This is a genomic window from Nocardioides nitrophenolicus (assembly GCF_016907515.1).
GTDB classification, from domain to species: Bacteria; Actinomycetota; Actinomycetes; order Propionibacteriales; family Nocardioidaceae; genus Nocardioides; species Nocardioides nitrophenolicus.
In genome coordinates, this window is the sequence record NZ_JAFBBY010000001.1 from 3,422,837 (window position 1) to 3,438,837 (window position 16,001).

A 16,001-nucleotide genomic window follows, 5' to 3' on the forward strand; every position below is an offset into this window, starting at 1 on the left:
TCGGAGGTCAGTGGCCGAGCGAGACGCTAGGTTCGCTCCATGCGCGTGCACGCCTTCACCGACGACGCCCTCGCCGACCTCGACGCGGTCGGCCTCGCCGAACGACTCGCCGCCGGGAAGGTCTCCGCGACGGAGGCGACCGAGGCCGCGATCGCCCGGGTCGACGCGGTCAACGGCGAGCTCAACGCGATGGCGTACGCCGACGTCGACCGGGCCCGCAGCGACGCCCGGAACCCGCGCCCCGGGTTCCTCTCCGGCGTACCGACCCTGGTGAAGGACAACGTCGACGTGGCCGGCATGCCGACCCGCTCCGGCACCGACGCCTGGACGCCGCGGCCCGCGAAGCGCAATGGCGACTTCGCCGACATGTACCTCGCCACCGGCCTGGTGCCGCTCGGCAAGAGCCAGCTCTCGGAGTACGGCTTCAGCGCCTCCGCCGAGCACCCGCGGCTCGGCGCGGTGCGCTGCCCGTGGGACACCGAGCGCTCGGCCGGCGCCTCCAGCTCGGGGTCGGCGGCGCTGGTGGCCGCCGGCGCGGTGCCGATCGCGCACGCCAACGACGGCGGCGGCTCGATCCGGATCCCCGCCGCGGTCAACGGCCTGGTCGGCCTCAAGCCCACCCGGGGCCGGCTGGCCCAGGACAAGATGTTCCGCGACATGCCGATCCGGATCATCTCCGACGGCGTCGTGACCCGCTCGGTGCGCGACACGGCGGCCTTCTACCGGGAGGCCGAGCGCCACTACCGCAACCTGAACCTGCCGCCCATCGGCGACCTGACCCGGCCGATCAAGCGGCGGCTGCGGATCGCGCTCAACACCAGCGGGGTCGGCCGCAGCGCCGACGCCGAGACCCGCGCGCTGACCGAGCAGACCGCGAGCCTGCTCGAGGACCTGGGCCACTCGGTGACCGAGACCGAGGCTCCGGTCGCGCCGAGCTTCGTCGACGACTTCCTGCTCTACTGGGCGCTGCTCGCGCAGGTGATGCTCACCACCGGCCGCCCGCTCCACGGCCGCAGCTGGGACGCCTCGAAGCACGACAACCTCACCCTCGGCCTGGCCCGGCACGCGCGCCGCAACCTGCACCGCCTGCCCGCCGCGATCACTCGGCTCAAGCGGGCCAACGCCCAGGCCGAGCTCTACTACGAGAAGTACGACGTCGCGCTGACGCCCACCCTCGCCACCGCCACGCCCAAGGTCGGCCACCTCGACCCGACCCAGGACTACGCCACGATCATCGACCGGCTGCTCGACTGGGTGGCCTTCACTCCCTGGCAGAACGTGACCGGCGCCCCGGCGATCTCGCTGCCCCTCGCGACCACCGCCGGGGGACTGCCGCAGGGGATGATGCTGGGCGCCGCGCCGGGCCAGGAGGGAGTGCTCATCGAGCTCGCCTACGAGCTCGAGCAGGCCCGTCCGTTCGCCCGGATCCAGGGCTGAGACCGGGCCCGGTCCCAGAAAGTCGACGCCGATTTTTGGCGGCAGGACGGCGCGTGTATCGTTCTGCGTCGTTGCCCCTTTAGCTCAGTCGGCAGAGCGTCTCCATGGTAAGGAGAAGGTCTACGGTTCGATTCCGTAAAGGGGCTCTGAGATGGGGCGCCACCCGCGGGAGACGCGGAGGGCGCCCTCCTCACGTGGCGGGATAGCTCAGACGGTTAGAGCGCACGACTCATAATCGTGAGGTCACGGGTTCGATCCCCGTTCCCGCTACCGAGTACCCGGCACCACCACCAGCAACTGAAGGACTTCCTGTGGCCAGCAAGAGCAGCGACGTTCGCCCCAAGATCACGCTCGCGTGCGTGGACTGCAAGGAGCGCAACTACATCACCAAGAAGAACCGCCGCAACGACCCCGACCGCATCGAGCTGTCGAAGTTCTGCCCGCGGTGCCGCAAGCACACCGCGCACCGCGAGACCCGCTGACGCGGCGGTTCCCCGAAGCACCACGACAGCCCGTCTCCCCTGGGAGGCGGGCTTTCGTCATGCCCCGCCCCCGCAGGTCGAGCGCTGCCACCGGGCCAGCTCGCCGACGTCGTACTGCGCCAGGGTGGGCACCACGGGCCGGCCGCCCTGGCGGACGTAGCGCGGCGCGGTCGCCTCGCTGACCACCCACACCCGGCCGTCCTGGTGGGCGATGCCCTCCGCGCCGGGCAGGAAGCCGTACCGCCGGTCCCGGCCGCCCCACAGCTCGCCGCACCGGGTCGTCGAGCGGGTGAACCAGACCCGCGCCGGGCCCGGGCCGAGGTCGGCCCACACCGCGCCCTGCACCCCCGGCGGTCCGGGCTGGCGGTCCACGGCCTCCCGCGCGGCGAGCTCGACCCGCCCCGGCTCGAGCAGCAGCGCGGGCTCGAACCAGCGCAACGGCCGGCTCCGCCGCGGATGGAAGCCGCCGAAGCCGATCCGGCCGGCCGGGTCGGTGACCAGGTAGGAGCCGCGCAGCGCGCCGGTCAGCCGCCAGCCCCGGCGCACCTCCAGCGTCTCCGGGTCGAGCAGCCACGCCTTCCCGCGCTGGGCCAGCCACAGCCCGTGCGGGTCGAGGGCCAGGCCGCCGGCGTGCTGGCAGCTCGGGGCGGCGGGCGACCAGTCCCGCGCGACACCCGCGCGGTGCGCGATCTCGGCGCCGGTGCGCAGGTCGACCACGATCACCCGGCAGCTGTCGCCGCCGGCCTGGGGGCGTCGGTGGTTGTAGCCGCTCACCCAGGCCCGATCGCCGCGCACGACCAGGCCCTGGGGGACGAAGGCCGGGCCGGTGGCCGGCAGCCACCGGCCGCGACACAGGGCGTGCTCGTTGGGGGTCCTCGCCAGCGGAGGGCGGAGGTACGACGGCGCCCGGCCCGCCACGTCGTCGTACCGGATCGGTCCGCAGCCGTCGATCGTGGCTGCCCGGTCGGGCGGGGCCGGCTCGTCGCCGGCGGCGCCGCTGCAGGCGCTCAGTCCGAGCGCCAGGCAGGCGACCATGGCGAGCACGTCCCCCCGGATCGACATGGCGACGAGTATGACAACCGGACCCCCTAGACTCGCCGCATGCCGATCGACGCGTCCCTGGTCGGGCGTGCCTTCCCGCCCACCTCGCCGGTTCCGGTCACGACGGAGGCGGTCACCGCCTTCGCGACGGCCGTCGGCGGCGGCGCGGTGGCCAGCGTCCCGCCGACCTTCCCCATCGTGGTCACCTTCGCCGCGCTCCAGGACTTCCTGGCCGCCGAGCAGATCGAGCTGTCCCGGATCGTCCACGGCGACCAGCGCTTCCGCTACGCGCGGCCGGTCGTCGTCGGCGACGAGCTGACCGCGACGCTCACCGTCACCGGGGTGCGCTCCATCGGCGGCAACGACATCATCGCCACGTCCAGCGAGATCACCGACGCCACCGGCGCCGTGGTCTGCACCGCCACCGCCACCCTGGTCCACCGCGGAGGTGCCGCATGACCGAGCTGACCCCCGGCACCGCCCTGGAGCCGCTCACCTACGAGATCACCCGCGCCGACCTGGTCGCGTACGCCGTCGCCAGCGGCGACCACAACCCGATCCACCAGGACGAGGAGATCGCGCTCGCGGTCGGCCTGCCCGGCGTGATCGCCCACGGGATGTACACCCTCGCGCTGGTCGGTCGCGCCGTCGCGACCTGGACCGGCGAGGCGGAGGTCGTCGAGCTGGGCGCGAAGTTCGTCGCCCCGGTCGTCGTCCCCGCGGACGGGGCCGCGCGGGTCACCGTCGCGGGCACCGTCGGTGAGCGCACCGACGCCGGGCTCGCCCTCGCCCTCGAGATCACCGCCGACGGCACGAAGGTGCTGGGCGCGCCCAAGGTCCTGGTCCGTGCCTGATCCCGCTCTCGCGGATCTGACCACCCTCCGCCTCGGCGGGCCCGCGCGCCGCTACGTCGCCGCGCCCGACGCCGACGCCCTGGTCGCCGCCGTCACCGAGGCCGACCGGGCCGGCGAGCCGGTGCTCCTCGTGGGTGGCGGCAGCAACCTGGTCGTCGCCGACGAGGGCTTCGCCGGCACCGTCGTCCACCTGACCGGTGGGGGCGTCCGGGTCGAGGACACCGAGGACGGCGTGTCCGTGACCGTGGCCGCCGGCGAGTCCTGGGACGGCTTCGTCGCCCGCGCGGTGGCCGAGGGCTGGGTCGGCGTCGAGGCGCTCTCCGGCATCCCGGGCACCACCGGAGCCACCCCGATCCAGAACGTCGGCGCCTACGGCCAGGAGGTCGCCCAGGCCATCACCTCGGTCACCGTGTGGGACCGGGTGCTGCGGGGGTCGCGGACGTTCTCCGGCGCGGAGTGCCGCTTCGGGTACCGCCATTCGCGGTTCAAGGCCGACCCCGGCCGCCACCTCGTCCTCGACGTGACCTTCGGCTTCGAGCGCGGTGCGCTCTCCGCGCCCGTCGGGTACGCCGAGCTGGCCCGCACCCTCGGCGTCGCCGTGGGGGAGCGGGCCCCACTGGCCGACGTACGGGAGGCGGTGCTGGGGCTGCGCCGCGGCAAGGGCATGGTCCTCGACGCCGCCGACCACGACACCTGGAGCGCCGGCTCGTTCTTCACCAACCCGTTCGTCGACCCCGACCGGGTGCCGGCGGGGGCGCCGTCGTACCCCCAGCCCGACGGGCGGGTGAAGACCAGCGCCGCCTGGCTGATCGAGCACGCCGGCTTCGGCAAGGGCTTCGGTCTGGACCGACCCGGCGCCCGGGTGTCGCTGTCGACCAAGCACACGCTCGCGCTCACCAACCGCGGTGGCGCGACGACCGCGGCCCTCCTCGATCTCGCCCGCGAGGTCCGCGACGGGGTCGCGGCGCGGTTCGGCGTCGCGCTGGTCAACGAGCCGGTGCTCGTCGGCTGCGCCCTCTGATCGACGATCTCCGAACGGGCGGGGCCAGGTCCGGCGCGCACGACGGGTTCGGGTGATACCGAGGTTCCCGTGATCACCCGTGCCCTGCGCCACGCCGCCGTCCCGCTCGCCCTCGCCGCCCTCGCGACCGGCGGCCTGGCCACCCTCCCCGCCCCGGCGGGTGCCGACGTGGCCGAGCCCCAGGTCGGCGGCAGTGGCTGGACCACCGACGACAGGTGCACCCTGAGTGGCGCTCAGCCCGCGACCTGGGTGCCGTGGACCGACAACGGCGTCCCGGTCACCCAGGGCTTCAACGGCACGACCACGGTCACCAACCCCGACCAGGCGAGTGACAAGTACACCGTCACGACGTCCGGGTCCGCGACCGTCCAGGCAGCCCCGCTCACGGGAGGGACCGGGACGATCACCTTCTCCGCGAACGTCGCGATGAACCGGGTGCGCGCGCAGGCCGCCTCGGCGTGCGCGCCCGACGTCAGCGCCTCGGCCGAAGCCAGCGGCAAGGTGACGCTCACCCAGCCCACCTGGGTGACGGTCGCCGGGTCCGGGGACGGACCGCTCGACCCCGACGGCTGGTCCGGCGGTGCCACGGCGTACCTCACCGGAGTGGACCGCACCCTCGAGCTGGACCTCGGGAAGCGCGGGTCGGGCAGCGTGACCACGCTGATGCCGCCGGGTCAGCTCGACGTCTACCTCGCCGCGCGAGTCGGCGGCGGCACGGGCGTCGGCGCGCAGTCCTACACCGCGAGTCTCTCGGTCCGGCTCCAGCCGGCCGGCGCCGGCTCCGCCCCGAGCGGGAAGGGCCAGGCGATGGTGGTCTTCGGGGCGCGCGACTGCGCGACCGGCCAGGTGAACGCGGCGCTGACCAAGAAGGCCAAGAAGAAGGCCGCCAAAGTGGTGTTCCGGGTCAACGGCGCCAAGGCCGCCACGTTCAAGCGCAAGAAGGTCAAGCCCCGGGCCGTCGTCCTGCCCGCCGCATCCGCGAGCCCCGTGACGGCGAGCGCCGCGATCAAGCTCGCCAACGGCAAGAAGGCGACCGTGACCCGGTCCTACCTGCCGTGCTCGTGACGCGCGGGTGAACCGGCGGGCGAGAATTTCGCCAACCTGTCCCCAAGAGTGGTTTTTGGACTTAGCCTGCGAGAGACCCAGACGGCGCTCCCCCCGCATGCCGTCGTTCTCTCGAGGAGTTCTCTCGGATGAAGAATCTCTCCGTCCGGCGCGCCGTCGCCGGTCTCTCGCTCGCTGCGCTGGCCGGTGTCGGCCTGGTCGGCGTACCCACTGCCGCGCACGCCGCCGTCGAGGAGGCCATGATCGGCGGTCTGAACACCGTCTACTCGTACAACTGCGAAGGCGAGGGCAGCAACTGGAACGAGCAGGACGCGGTCCCGTGGGCCGACGACAACGTCCCGGTCTCGAAGAGCACGTCGCACTCCACGACGTTCACCGGCGGCGAGGACGACACGGTCGCCGCCACGTCGTCGACCACCGCGTCGATCACCGCCTCTCCGCTCGGCGCTGCCCCGGCCACCATCACCGGCACCGCCGCCGCGACCGCCTCCGCACTCCCGTCCGGCGCCGAGACGGACTGCGCTGTCACCACGCAGTCCTTCGCCATCGCCTCGGGTGTCTTCACGCTCACCCAGCCCACCTGGGTCACCGTGAGCGCCACCGGCAAGGGCCAGCATCAGGGTCAGTCCGCCGGCACCAGCATCGTCGGGATCGGCAGCGCCGACTCGTTCTTCGGCTCCTGGGAGGGCCTGTTCGCCGGCGTCGGCGGCGACGGCCTGATGATCTCGGCGGGCGACCGCGGCACCGCCACCTCGAGCACCCTGCTCCCGGCCGGCACCTACGGCGTGCTCTTCGGCTCCATCGCCTTCGCCGGGACCGACAGCGACCTGCCCGTTCGCAAGGTCGCGGGCCTGCAGCCCGCGGCGAGCGACGCGGTCGGCGGCAGCGCGACGACCTCCGGCAGCTTCAAGGTCGAGTTCTCCAAGCCCGGCACGGCCTCCCCCGTCACCGGCAAGGGCGCGGCCAAGGTCCAGTTCGGCGAGCGCGACTGCGCGAGCGGCAACGTCGCGATCCACCTCACCAAGAAGACCGTGAAGCAGGCCAAGCGCGTGGCCGTGCGGGTCAACGGCGCGAAGGGTCAGGTGCTCAAGGGCAAGAGCCTGAAGGGCAAGAAGCCGAAGGCGAAGACCCTCCTGGTGCCGACGTCCGCCTCCGGCGTGACCAAGGTGAAGGTGAAGATCACGCTGGCGAACGGCCGGCGGGTGCAGGCGACGAGGTCGTACCTCCCCTGTCGCTGAGCGGGTGATTCGCCGGGCGACATTCGGCGTCTCAGCGGGCCTGGTCGAAACCGACCGGGCCCGCTCCCGTTGCGGGGGTGTCCCCTATCTCGAGGAGCCCCCATGAAGCACCCTGTCATCCGTCGTGGCGCGCTCGGCCTGGTCGCCGGCGCGCTCACCCTGGCCGGCCTGGCCGGCGTACCGAGCCCGGCCCGGGCCGCCGTCGACTGGGGCCAGGTCAGCGCCGGCGTCGACTTCAACACGTGGTCGGCGCCGCCGCTCCACTGCCAGGTCGTCGGGGGAGGCGGCGCCGACGCGCTCGACCTCCAGGACAACGGGGTGCCGGTGTCGCAGTCGTGGAGCGCCACGGCGACCGTCGTCGACACCACGACCGACGCCGTGGTGGCGGACCTGGCGGCGTCGAGCCAGATCACCGGCTCGATCACCCCGATCGGCGCCGGCCCGGCCACGATCAAGGCGACCTTCTCCGCCACCGCCAGCGCGAGCCCGCGTGGCGCCGACAGCGACTGCGGGGCCTCGGTGAGCGGATCGCCCGGGCTCGGCGCCGACTTCACCCTGCCCCAGCCGATGTGGGCGACCATCAGCGGCACCGGCGAGGGCTCCGGGGTCGCCCAGGCCGTGGTGTTCCTGGGGAACGGCAGCGGCGGTGGCCTCGTCCTCGGCCCGCGTGGCCACGGCTCGAGCTCGATCCTGATCCCCGCCGGGGAGGTTCAGGTCCAGATCGAGGCGCGGGCCGACGTCAGCGCCACCGACGCCGTCCTGAGCCGCAGCTACGCCGGCTCGGTCACCATCGACCTCCAGCCGCTCGGCACCGCGTCGACGCCCACCGGCGACGGCAAGGGCCTGGTGCAGCTCGGCGGCCGGGACTGCGCGAGCGGCAATGTCTCCGTCGACCTGGCCAAGAAGGCGAAGAAGAAGGCCAAGCAGATCACCATCAGCGTGAACGGCGCGCAGGTCGCCAAGCTCAAGGGCACGAAGAAGCTCAAGGCCCGCACCCTCGCCGTACCGGCCGCCCGCGGCGCCGACTCCGAGGTCGCCGTCCGGATCAAGCTGAAGAACGGCAAGCAGGCGACCCTCACCCGGTCGTACCTCGCCTGCGCCTGAGGCGTACGGCGGTGCGATGAGTCGGCGGGGCCGGTCGCGGAGGAGTGGGGCGCGACCGACCCCGTCGACCTTCGGGTGCGGAAGGTAAAGGAGTTGCGAAGTGCCGGACGCGGGGCCGAGGGATCACTAACGTCGCGAGACGACTCTCAGTGACGGCGCCGTTCGGAGGCGCCGTCCCCCTCCCCCCGAGGAGTACATACACATGAAGAACCTTCTCGTCCGGCGCAGTGCGGTCGGACTCGCCCTGGGCGCGCTCGCCGCCACGGGTCTGGCCAGCGTGGCGGCGCCGGCGCAGGCGGTCGTGACCAACACCACGGTGTACGCGAGTGCGGGCAGCCACGACGACGCCTCCTGCACGTGGGTCGGCACCGAACAGGACCCGGGCGGGGTTCCGTGGACGGACAACAGCGTCCCGATCAGCCAGTCCGTGGCGGCGAGCGGGACGGTGACCGGTGCTCCCGGCGATGTCACTGCTCTCTCCTCGTCCGGCGCGACGACGGTCACCGCGAGCCCGCTTGGCAGCGGCCCGGCCACGATCCAGCTCACGGCCAACGGTGCGGCGAAGTCGACCCCCGCGCTGCCCGCGTCGGCCTGCAAGGGCCACGCCTACGCATCCGGTGGCGTCGAGAGCGACTTCACCCTCGCCCAGCCGATGTGGGCCACGCTCGCGGTCAAGGTCGTCGGCACCGGCTCGACCGGAACGTCCCTCACGCTGAACCTCCCCGACGGTCAGGTGCGGCTGGATGGCGCGGGGAGCTCCAACGGCACCGTCACCGCCTACCTCCCGGCGGGCGCGGTCGACCTCGACTTCGATTGGTGGGTCGACGCGCACGGCGAGGTCCCGGCGCAGCGCAGCTCGTCGATCAGCGCGTCCGTGAAGATCGACCTGCAGCCGATGGGCGCCGCGTCGGCGGTCGCCGGCAAGGGAAGCGGCTACGTCCAGTTCGGCGCCCGCGACTGCGGCACCAGCAACGTCGCGGCAGCGATCACCAAGAAGGCCAAGAAGAAGGCCGAGCAGGTCCTGATCAAGGTCAACGGCGCGAAGGTGGCGAAGTTCAAGGGCAAGAAGCTGAAGAAGCGGGCGCTCGTCCTGCCGGCCGCGCCGGCCGCGGAGGCCACCGTCGAGGCGACCATCAAGCTCAAGAACGGCAAGAAGGTCACGGTGACCAGGTCCTACCTGGCCTGCTCCTGATCGCCTGATCTCCGCCTGAACGCTGCGGGCCCGGCCATTCGGCCGGGCCCGCAGTGCGTCACGACGCTTCTCGAGCCAGCCAGTCGTCGATGCCGGCCATCCCGGCGTCGACGACGTCCTTGGGCGCCCGGCTGGCGCGGAACGACATCCGGGCCAGCTCGGCGAGCTGCTCGTCGCCGAGGTCGTGGGCGGCGCGCATGGTGGCGTACTGGCCGGCGAGGCGGGAGCCGAAGAGCAGCGGGTCGTCGGCTCCGAGGGCGACGGTGGCGCCGGCGTCGAGGAGGGTGGGGAGAGGGACCGAGGTGAGGTCGGAGTAGACCCCGAGCGCGACATTGGAGACCGGGCACACCTCGAGGGCCACGCCGGCGTCGACGATCCGGGCGAGGAGGTCCGGGTCCTCCGCCGCGCGTACGCCGTGGCCGAGGCGCCCGGCGTGCAGGTCGTCGAGGCACACCCGGATGTGCTCGGGGCCGCGCAGCTCGCCGCCGTGGGGTGCGAGGAGCAGGCCGGCGCGCTCGGCGATGGCGAAGGCGCCGGCGAAGTCGGAGGTGCGGCCGCGGCGCTCGTCGTTGGAGAGCCCGAAGCCGACGACGCCGCGGTCGACGTACTGACTGGCGAGGCGGGCCAGGGTGCGGGCGTCGAGTGGGTGGCGGGTGCGGTTGGCGGCGATGACGACGGCGATGCCGAGGCCGGTGCGCGTGGAGGCGTCGCGGACGGCGTCGAGGACGAGGTCGGTGAAGGCGGTGATGCCGCCGAAGCGGGCGGCGTACCCGCTCGGGTCGACCTGGATCTCCAGCCAGCGCCCGCCGTCGGCGACGTCGTCCTCGGCGGCCTCGAGCACCAGCCGGCGTACGTCGGCCTCGGTGCGCAGCACGGACCGGGCCACGTCGTAGAGGCGCTGGAAGCGGAACCAGCCCTTCTCGTCGGCCGCGGTGAGCTGGGGCGGCCAGTGCTCGACAAGCGCGTCGGGGAGGTGGATCCGGTCGCGGGCGGCCAGCTCGAGCAGCGTGGCGTGGCGCATCGAGCCGGTGAAGTGCAGGTGGAGGTGCGCCTTGGGCAACGCCTTGAGATCCCGCACGGGCCCATCCTAGGAGGAGGTCCGGCCGGACCCCGAAAGCACGAACTTGAACACGTTCAAAACCTGGCCTAGAGTGCGCACTGTCAGGTTTTGAACGTGTTCAAGAAAGGGGTCCGCCATGAGCTGGACCATCGCCGGCTACGTCGGCTACCTCGCCATCACCGTCCCGCTGACGATCTGGGTCGCCACGACGCTCGCCCACAACGGCCGGGTCTTCCTCGCCGACGTCTTCGGCGGCGACGAGGCGCTCGCCGACGCGGTGAACCGCCTCCTGGTCGTCGGCTTCTACCTGCTCAACCTGGGCTTCGTCTCGCTCTACCTGCGCAGCGGCGGCTCGCGCAGCGCCGAGGACGTCTTCAACGTGCTGAGCGTCAAGGTCGGGGTCGTGCTGCTCACCCTGGGCGTGCTGCACTTCCTCAACGTCTACGTCTTCAACCGGCTGCGCCGCCGCCACCGGATGGAGCAGCTCCAGGCCCTCGCGCCGGCCCCGCCGGCGATGCCGTACGCCGGGCCGGCGTACCCGACGCCGCCGCGCTGAGGTCTCTAGGGTGGGCACCGTGCCGGACTCCCCGCTCACGCCCAAGGCCGCCCAGACCCGCGCGAGCATCCTCGCCACGGCGCTGCAGCTGTTCCGCGAGGACGGCTACGACCGCACCACCATGCGCGCCGTCGCCAAGGGCGCGGGGGTCTCGCTCGGCAGCGCGTACTACTACTTCGCCTCCAAGGAGCACCTCGTCCAGGCGTTCTACGACGAGCTGCTCACCGAGCACGAGGCGGCGGTCGAGGCGGTGCTGGCGCGCGAGTCCGGGTTCGCCGCGCGGCTGCGGGGGAGCCTGGAGGCCTGGCTCGACGTCGCCGAGCCGCACCACGCCTTCGCGGCGCAGTTCTTCCGCAACGCCGCGGACCCGGCGAGCCCGCTGTCGCCGTTCAGCCCCGAGTCGGCGCCGGCCCGCGACGGCAGCATCGCCCTGATGCGGCGCCTGCTCGCCGGGTCGGACGCCAAGGTCTCCCGCCGGCTCGAGGGACGGCTGCCCGAGCTGCTCTGGCTGCTCCAGATGGGGATCGTGCTGTTCTGGGTGTACGACGCAAGCCCCGGCCAGCGGCGCTCCCGCACCCTGGTGGCGGGCGTCGTACCGCTGGTCGACCGGCTGGTCCGGATGAGTCGGCTGCCGGTGCTGCGCGGGGTGGTCGACGACGTGCTCGGGCTGCTCGACGCGATCCAGGCCGACGCCGGTTCGACTCCGCCGGGCGCGAACCCGTAGACTCCCCGCTTGGTGGTTCTGCCACATGGTGAGTCGCGCCCTTGGGGCGATCGGCACACTGGGTGACAGAGGCCGCGGAGGGCACTAGCTCAACTGGCAGAGCATCGGTCTCCAAAACCGAAGGTTGGGGGTTCAAGTCCCTCGTGCCCTGCAAGACGTGACGACCAGCCGGCCGGACGGTCGGCTGCTGACAAGGAGAAGGTGAGCAGCGTGGCGGATGCTCCGGCAGTCCGTGGAGGCCGCAAGGACTCCTCGGGTGGCAAGCAGTCCGAGAACCGCACCGGGCCGGTGACCTTCTACCGCCAGGTCGTCGCCGAGCTCCGCAAGGTCGTCTGGCCGACCCGGGAGCAGCTCGGCACCTACTTCGTCGTCGTCATCGCCTTCGTCCTCGTGATGATCGCCCTGGTGTCGGTCCTCGACCTCGCGCTCGGAAAGCTCGCGTTCGAGATCTTCACCGGCGCCGACGACATCTGAGCACCGCCGCGCACCCGCGTCGGCTGACCTTGTTTTCGACAACTGATGGAGCAGCACGTGTCCGAGCAGTACGACCCGGCCCAGGCTGACGAGGCGCTCGCCGAGGCGGCCCACGACGTCGCCGACGTCGAGGACGCGGAGGACACCGCCCTCGAGGAGAGCCTCCAGGGCGACCTGGACGACGAGTTCGACGCGGACGTCGAGGTCGACGAGACCGTCGACGTCGAGGGAGCCGACGAGATCGCCGCCGTCGAGGACGACGCTGACGAGGACGTTGAGGACGAGCCCGCCGAGGCCGCTGACGAGGACCCGCTCGAGGCGTTCCGCCGCGAGCTGTGGGCCAAGCCCGGCGACTGGTTCGTGGTGCACACCTACTCCGGCATGGAGAACCGGGTGAAGCAGAACCTCGAGAACCGGATCCACTCCCTCAACATGGAGGACTACATCCACGAGATCGTGGTCCCCACCGAGGAGGTCGCCGAGATCAAGAACGGCCAGCGCAAGATGGTCAAGCGCACCGTTCTCCCCGGCTACGTCCTGGTCCGGATGGACCTCACCGACGAGTCCTGGGCCGCCGTGCGGCACACCCCGTCGGTCACCGGCTTCGTCGGCCACAGCCACCAGCCGGTCCCGCTGAGCATGGACGAGGTCGAGAAGATGCTCGCCCCGGCCGTCGTCACCGCCGCGGCCGCCGAGGCCGAGGCTGCCGCGGCCAGCACCCCCGGTGCCGCCGCCACGCCGGCCAAGAAGCCGATCGAGGTCGCCGACTTCGATGTCAACGACTCCGTCCTCATCGTCGACGGCGCGTTCGCCACGCTGCATGCGACGATCACCGAGATCAACGCCGAGGCCCAGCGGGTCAAGGCGCTCGTCGAGATCTTCGGCCGCGAGACCCCGGTCGAGCTGTCGTTCTCCCAGATCCAGCGGGTCTGAATTTCCCTTCTCCGGGCTTCGGCACGGAGAATGTCAAGGTTGCCCGGCCCCGAGCCGGCGACGCAGGTGGCAGAGGCGCACGACGTACGCCTCGTCATGACCACGAGAAGAAAGAGACAACGCAATGCCTCCCAAGAAGAAGATCGCCGCACTGGTCAAGGTGCAGCTGCAGGCCGGCTCGGCCACCCCGGCTCCGCCGGTCGGTACCGCGCTCGGTCCGCACGGCGTCAACATCATGGACTTCTGCAAGGCGTACAACGCCCAGACCGAGTCCATGCGCGGCAACGTCATCCCCGTCGAGATCACCATCTACGAGGACCGGACGTTCGACTTCATCACGAAGACGCCGCCGGCCGCCGAGCTGATCAAGAAGGCCGCGGGCCTCCAGAAGGGCTCGGGCGTCCCGCACAAGGAGAAGGTCGGCAAGCTGACCAAGGACCAGGTGCGCGAGATCGCGACGACCAAGCTCCCCGACCTCAACGCCAACGACATCGACGCCGCGATGAAGATCGTGGAGGGCACCGCGCGCTCCATGGGCGTCACCGTCGACTGAATCACCGTGGAAGGGCCGCGCTGGCCCGCTGACCACACCTCCTCTCCGACTTAAGGAATCCTCATGCAGCGCAGCAAGACCTACCGCGCGGCTGCGGAGACGTTCGACAAGAACGAGCTCTACGCGCCGCTGGCCGCGATCAAGATCGCCAAGGCCGCCAGCAAGAAGAAGTTCGACGAGACCGTCGACGTCGTCATGCGCCTGGGTGTCGACCCGCGCAAGGCCGACCAGATGGTCCGCGGCACCGTCAACCTGCCCCACGGCACCGGCAAGACCGCCCGCGTCCTGGTGTTCGCCAACGGTGACAAGGCCGACGCCGCCCGCGAGGCCGGCGCCGACTTCGTCGGCAGCGACGACCTGATCGACAAGGTCGCCGGCGGCTGGACCGACTTCGACGCCGTGGTCGCCACCCCGGACCTGATGGGCAAGGTCGGCCGCCTCGGCCGTGTGCTCGGTCCCCGTGGCCTCATGCCGAACCCGAAGGTCGGCACCGTGACGCCGGACCCGGCCAAGGCCGTCTCCGACATCAAGGGCGGCAAGATCGAGTTCCGCGTCGACCGCCACGCCAACCTCCACTTCATCGTCGGCAAGGCCTCCTTCTCCGAGCAGCAGCTCGCCGAGAACTACGCCGCCGCCCTCGAGGAGGTGCTGCGGCTCAAGCCGGCCAGCTCCAAGGGCCGCTACCTGAAGAAGGTCACCGTCTCCACGACCATGGGCCCCGGCGTCCAGGTCGACCCCAACCGCATCAAGAACGTCGCGGTCGAGGACGAGGCCTGAGTCAAGGCTCCCGCTCGTCGTACGACGCCCGCCGCTCCCTCGGGACGGCGGGCGTCGCGGTTTTTTCGGCGTCCCGGGGCGGGACTTGACGGGTTCTTCTGGCACTTGTCGGGCGTTGCAACGCCCGACAAGTGCCAGAATCGCCGGTCGACCGGCGATTCCGACGCCGTCGTCAGGCCGTGAGCTTCTCCAACGCGGCCAGCTCGACGCACACCGCCACGCCGGCCATCGCGGTCTGCACCTCGGCGAGGCTGGGGAAGGTCGGCGCGAGGCGGATGTTGCGGTCGCGCGGGTCCTTGCCGTGGGGGAACGCCGAGCCGGCGGGGGTCAGCACGATGCCGGCCTCCTTGGCGAGCTGGACCACGCGCGAGGCGGTGCCGTCGACCACGTCGAGGTTGACGAAGTAGCCGCCGGTGGGGACCGTCCACTCGGCGATCCCGAGCCCGGCGAGGCGCGAGGTCAGGGCCTCGTCGACGGCCGCGAACTTCGGCGCGATCAGCTCGCGGTGCTTGCGCATGTGGGCGCGCACGCCGTCGGCGTCGCCGAAGAACTCGACGTGGCGCAGGTGGTTGACCTTGTCGGGGCCGATGGCGGCGAAGCCGAGCCGCTGGAGGTACCAGGCCCGGTTCTCCGGGGAGGCGGCGAGCGCCGCGACGCCGGCACCGGCGAAGGTGATCTTCGAGGTGGAGGCGAACACGATCGGCCGGTTCGGGTGACCCGAGGCGGCCGCCAGCCCGAGCGCGTCGGCGCTCTTGGTCTCCTCGTCGGTGAGGTGGTGCACGCCGTACGCGTTGTCCCAGAGGATCCGGAAGTCCGGCGCCGCGGTCGGCATCGCCATCAGCTCGGCGGCGACCTCGGGGGAGACGACCGAGCCGGTGGGGTTGGCGTACGTCGGCACCAGCCACATGCCCTTGACGCTCGGGTCGTCGACGAGCGCGCGGACCGCGGCCACGTCGGGGCCGTCGGCGTTCATCGGGACGGTGACCATCTCGATGCCGAGCTCGGCGAGCATCATGAAGTGGCGGTCGTAGCCGGGCACCGCGCAGATGAACTTCACGACCGGCTCCTGCGACCAGGGCCGGGGCGAGTCGGGACCGCCCTTGAGCAGCAGCGAGGTCAGCACCTGGTGCATCATCGTGAGGCTGGAGCTCCCGCCGGCCACCACGTCGGCGGCGTCGACGCCCAGCAGGTCCGCGAAGATCTCGCGCAGCTCGGGCAGGCCGTCGAGTCCGCCGTAGTTGCGGACGTCGGTCCCCGACCGGTCGCGGTACGTCGACGGTAGGTCCAGCAGCGCGTTCGACAGGTCGAGCTGGTCGGAGCCCGGCTTGCCTCGGGTGAGGTCGAGCTTGAGGTCGCGGGCCTTCAGCTCGTCGTAGGCGGCGCGCACCGTCGTCAGGCGCGCGGCGAGCTCGTCGGCGGACAGGGAGGACAGTGGCGTCGCGGTGGTGGTCACGGGACCATCGTGCCAAGTCCGCGCGCGCGGCGCGCGG

The 16,001-nt window shown here is 72.0% G+C and carries 18 protein-coding genes and 3 tRNA genes; 18 read left to right on the forward strand and 3 right to left on the reverse strand.

The features are described 5' to 3' along the window. Window positions 1-39 precede the first annotated feature (39 nt). From JOD66_RS16725 to rpmG, 4 genes are all read left to right on the forward strand, one after another. The gene (locus tag JOD66_RS16725; protein WP_204837981.1) at window positions 40-1,437 is read left to right on the forward strand and encodes an amidase; all 1,398 of its coding nucleotides are present in this window, start codon (window positions 40-42) and stop codon (window positions 1,435-1,437) included. A gap of 73 nt (window positions 1,438-1,510) precedes the next feature. Then, a tRNA-Thr gene (locus JOD66_RS16730) sits at window positions 1,511-1,583 on the forward strand. A 50-nt stretch (window positions 1,584-1,633) separates the two neighbouring features. Next, window positions 1,634-1,707 (forward strand) — tRNA-Met (locus tag JOD66_RS16735). A 41-nt stretch (window positions 1,708-1,748) separates the two neighbouring features. Then, on the forward strand, window positions 1,749-1,919 hold the full coding sequence (gene rpmG, locus JOD66_RS16740) for a 50S ribosomal protein L33 (protein WP_028654832.1): 171 nt from the start codon (window positions 1,749-1,751) through the stop codon (window positions 1,917-1,919). Window positions 1,920-1,976: 57 nt separating this feature from the next. On the opposite strand, the gene JOD66_RS16745 is transcribed toward rpmG, so the two are convergent. Beyond that, entirely contained in the window at window positions 1,977-2,981 is a 1,005-nt protein-coding gene (locus tag JOD66_RS16745; protein ID WP_204837982.1) for a hypothetical protein, read from the reverse strand. A gap of 39 nt (window positions 2,982-3,020) precedes the next feature. Between JOD66_RS16745 and JOD66_RS16750 the strand changes: the two genes are divergently transcribed. The 7 genes from JOD66_RS16750 (at window position 3,021) to JOD66_RS16780 (ending at window position 9,434) form a co-directional block, all read left to right on the forward strand. Beyond that, window positions 3,021-3,419 carry an FAS1-like dehydratase domain-containing protein gene (locus JOD66_RS16750; RefSeq protein WP_204837983.1) on the forward strand — a complete coding sequence of 133 codons (399 nt, stop codon included), beginning with the start codon at window positions 3,021-3,023 and terminating at the stop codon, window positions 3,417-3,419. Beyond that, window positions 3,416-3,814, forward strand: a complete 399-nt coding sequence (locus tag JOD66_RS16755; protein ID WP_239545272.1) for a MaoC/PaaZ C-terminal domain-containing protein — start codon at window positions 3,416-3,418, stop codon at window positions 3,812-3,814. Before JOD66_RS16750 ends, JOD66_RS16755 begins: the two co-directional genes overlap by 4 nt. Beyond that, complete coding sequence (locus tag JOD66_RS16760; RefSeq protein WP_307823578.1) at window positions 3,807-4,835, forward strand: UDP-N-acetylmuramate dehydrogenase; 1,029 nt, start codon at window positions 3,807-3,809, stop codon at window positions 4,833-4,835. The genes JOD66_RS16755 and JOD66_RS16760 overlap by 8 nt, the downstream gene beginning before the upstream one ends. A gap of 69 nt (window positions 4,836-4,904) precedes the next feature. Further along, window positions 4,905-5,900, forward strand: a complete 996-nt coding sequence (locus JOD66_RS16765; protein WP_204837985.1) for a hypothetical protein — start codon at window positions 4,905-4,907, stop codon at window positions 5,898-5,900. Window positions 5,901-6,028: 128 nt separating this feature from the next. Further along, complete coding sequence (locus tag JOD66_RS16770) at window positions 6,029-7,138, forward strand: hypothetical protein (RefSeq protein ID WP_204837986.1); 1,110 nt, start codon at window positions 6,029-6,031, stop codon at window positions 7,136-7,138. Window positions 7,139-7,240: 102 nt separating this feature from the next. Continuing rightward, window positions 7,241-8,242: a hypothetical protein gene (locus tag JOD66_RS16775; protein ID WP_204837987.1), complete on the forward strand. Its 1,002-nt coding sequence runs from the start codon at window positions 7,241-7,243 to the stop codon at window positions 8,240-8,242. Between the two features lie 202 nt (window positions 8,243-8,444). Then, window positions 8,445-9,434 (forward strand): hypothetical protein, encoded by a 990-nt coding sequence (locus JOD66_RS16780; protein WP_204837988.1) that lies wholly within the window; start codon window positions 8,445-8,447, stop codon window positions 9,432-9,434. Window positions 9,435-9,492: 58 nt separating this feature from the next. Here the strand turns inward: JOD66_RS16780 and JOD66_RS16785 are convergent, their stop codons facing one another. After that, window positions 9,493-10,512 (reverse strand): adenosine deaminase, encoded by a 1,020-nt coding sequence (locus tag JOD66_RS16785; RefSeq protein WP_204837989.1) that lies wholly within the window; start codon window positions 10,510-10,512, stop codon window positions 9,493-9,495. 118 nt (window positions 10,513-10,630) lie between these two features. Here JOD66_RS16785 and JOD66_RS16790 point away from each other — a divergent pair, with 118 nt between their 5' ends. The 7 genes from JOD66_RS16790 to rplA all read left to right on the forward strand — a co-directional run bounded on the left by JOD66_RS16790 (window position 10,631) and on the right by rplA (window position 14,511). Then, complete coding sequence (locus JOD66_RS16790) at window positions 10,631-11,050, forward strand: hypothetical protein (protein WP_204837990.1); 420 nt, start codon at window positions 10,631-10,633, stop codon at window positions 11,048-11,050. A gap of 19 nt (window positions 11,051-11,069) precedes the next feature. Beyond that, window positions 11,070-11,774, forward strand: a complete 705-nt coding sequence (locus tag JOD66_RS29545; RefSeq protein ID WP_307823579.1) for a TetR/AcrR family transcriptional regulator — start codon at window positions 11,070-11,072, stop codon at window positions 11,772-11,774. A gap of 78 nt (window positions 11,775-11,852) precedes the next feature. Then, window positions 11,853-11,925: transfer RNA gene (locus tag JOD66_RS16800), tRNA-Trp, on the forward strand. A 59-nt stretch (window positions 11,926-11,984) separates the two neighbouring features. Then, on the forward strand, window positions 11,985-12,248 hold the full coding sequence (secE, locus tag JOD66_RS28505) for a preprotein translocase subunit SecE (protein ID WP_204837991.1): 264 nt from the start codon (window positions 11,985-11,987) through the stop codon (window positions 12,246-12,248). Between the two features lie 45 nt (window positions 12,249-12,293). Further along, the gene (nusG, locus tag JOD66_RS16810) at window positions 12,294-13,181 is read left to right on the forward strand and encodes a transcription termination/antitermination protein NusG (RefSeq protein WP_204837992.1); all 888 of its coding nucleotides are present in this window, start codon (window positions 12,294-12,296) and stop codon (window positions 13,179-13,181) included. A gap of 124 nt (window positions 13,182-13,305) precedes the next feature. Further along, window positions 13,306-13,734 carry a 50S ribosomal protein L11 gene (gene rplK / locus JOD66_RS16815; RefSeq protein ID WP_141004427.1) on the forward strand — a complete coding sequence of 143 codons (429 nt, stop codon included), beginning with the start codon at window positions 13,306-13,308 and terminating at the stop codon, window positions 13,732-13,734. A gap of 63 nt (window positions 13,735-13,797) precedes the next feature. Further along, entirely contained in the window at window positions 13,798-14,511 is a 714-nt protein-coding gene (rplA, locus tag JOD66_RS16820) for a 50S ribosomal protein L1 (RefSeq protein ID WP_204837993.1), read from the forward strand. Between the two features lie 172 nt (window positions 14,512-14,683). On the opposite strand, the gene JOD66_RS16825 is transcribed toward rplA, so the two are convergent. Continuing rightward, complete coding sequence (locus JOD66_RS16825; protein ID WP_204837994.1) at window positions 14,684-15,964, reverse strand: aspartate aminotransferase type Ic; 1,281 nt, start codon at window positions 15,962-15,964, stop codon at window positions 14,684-14,686. Window positions 15,965-16,001: the final 37 nt, after the last annotated feature.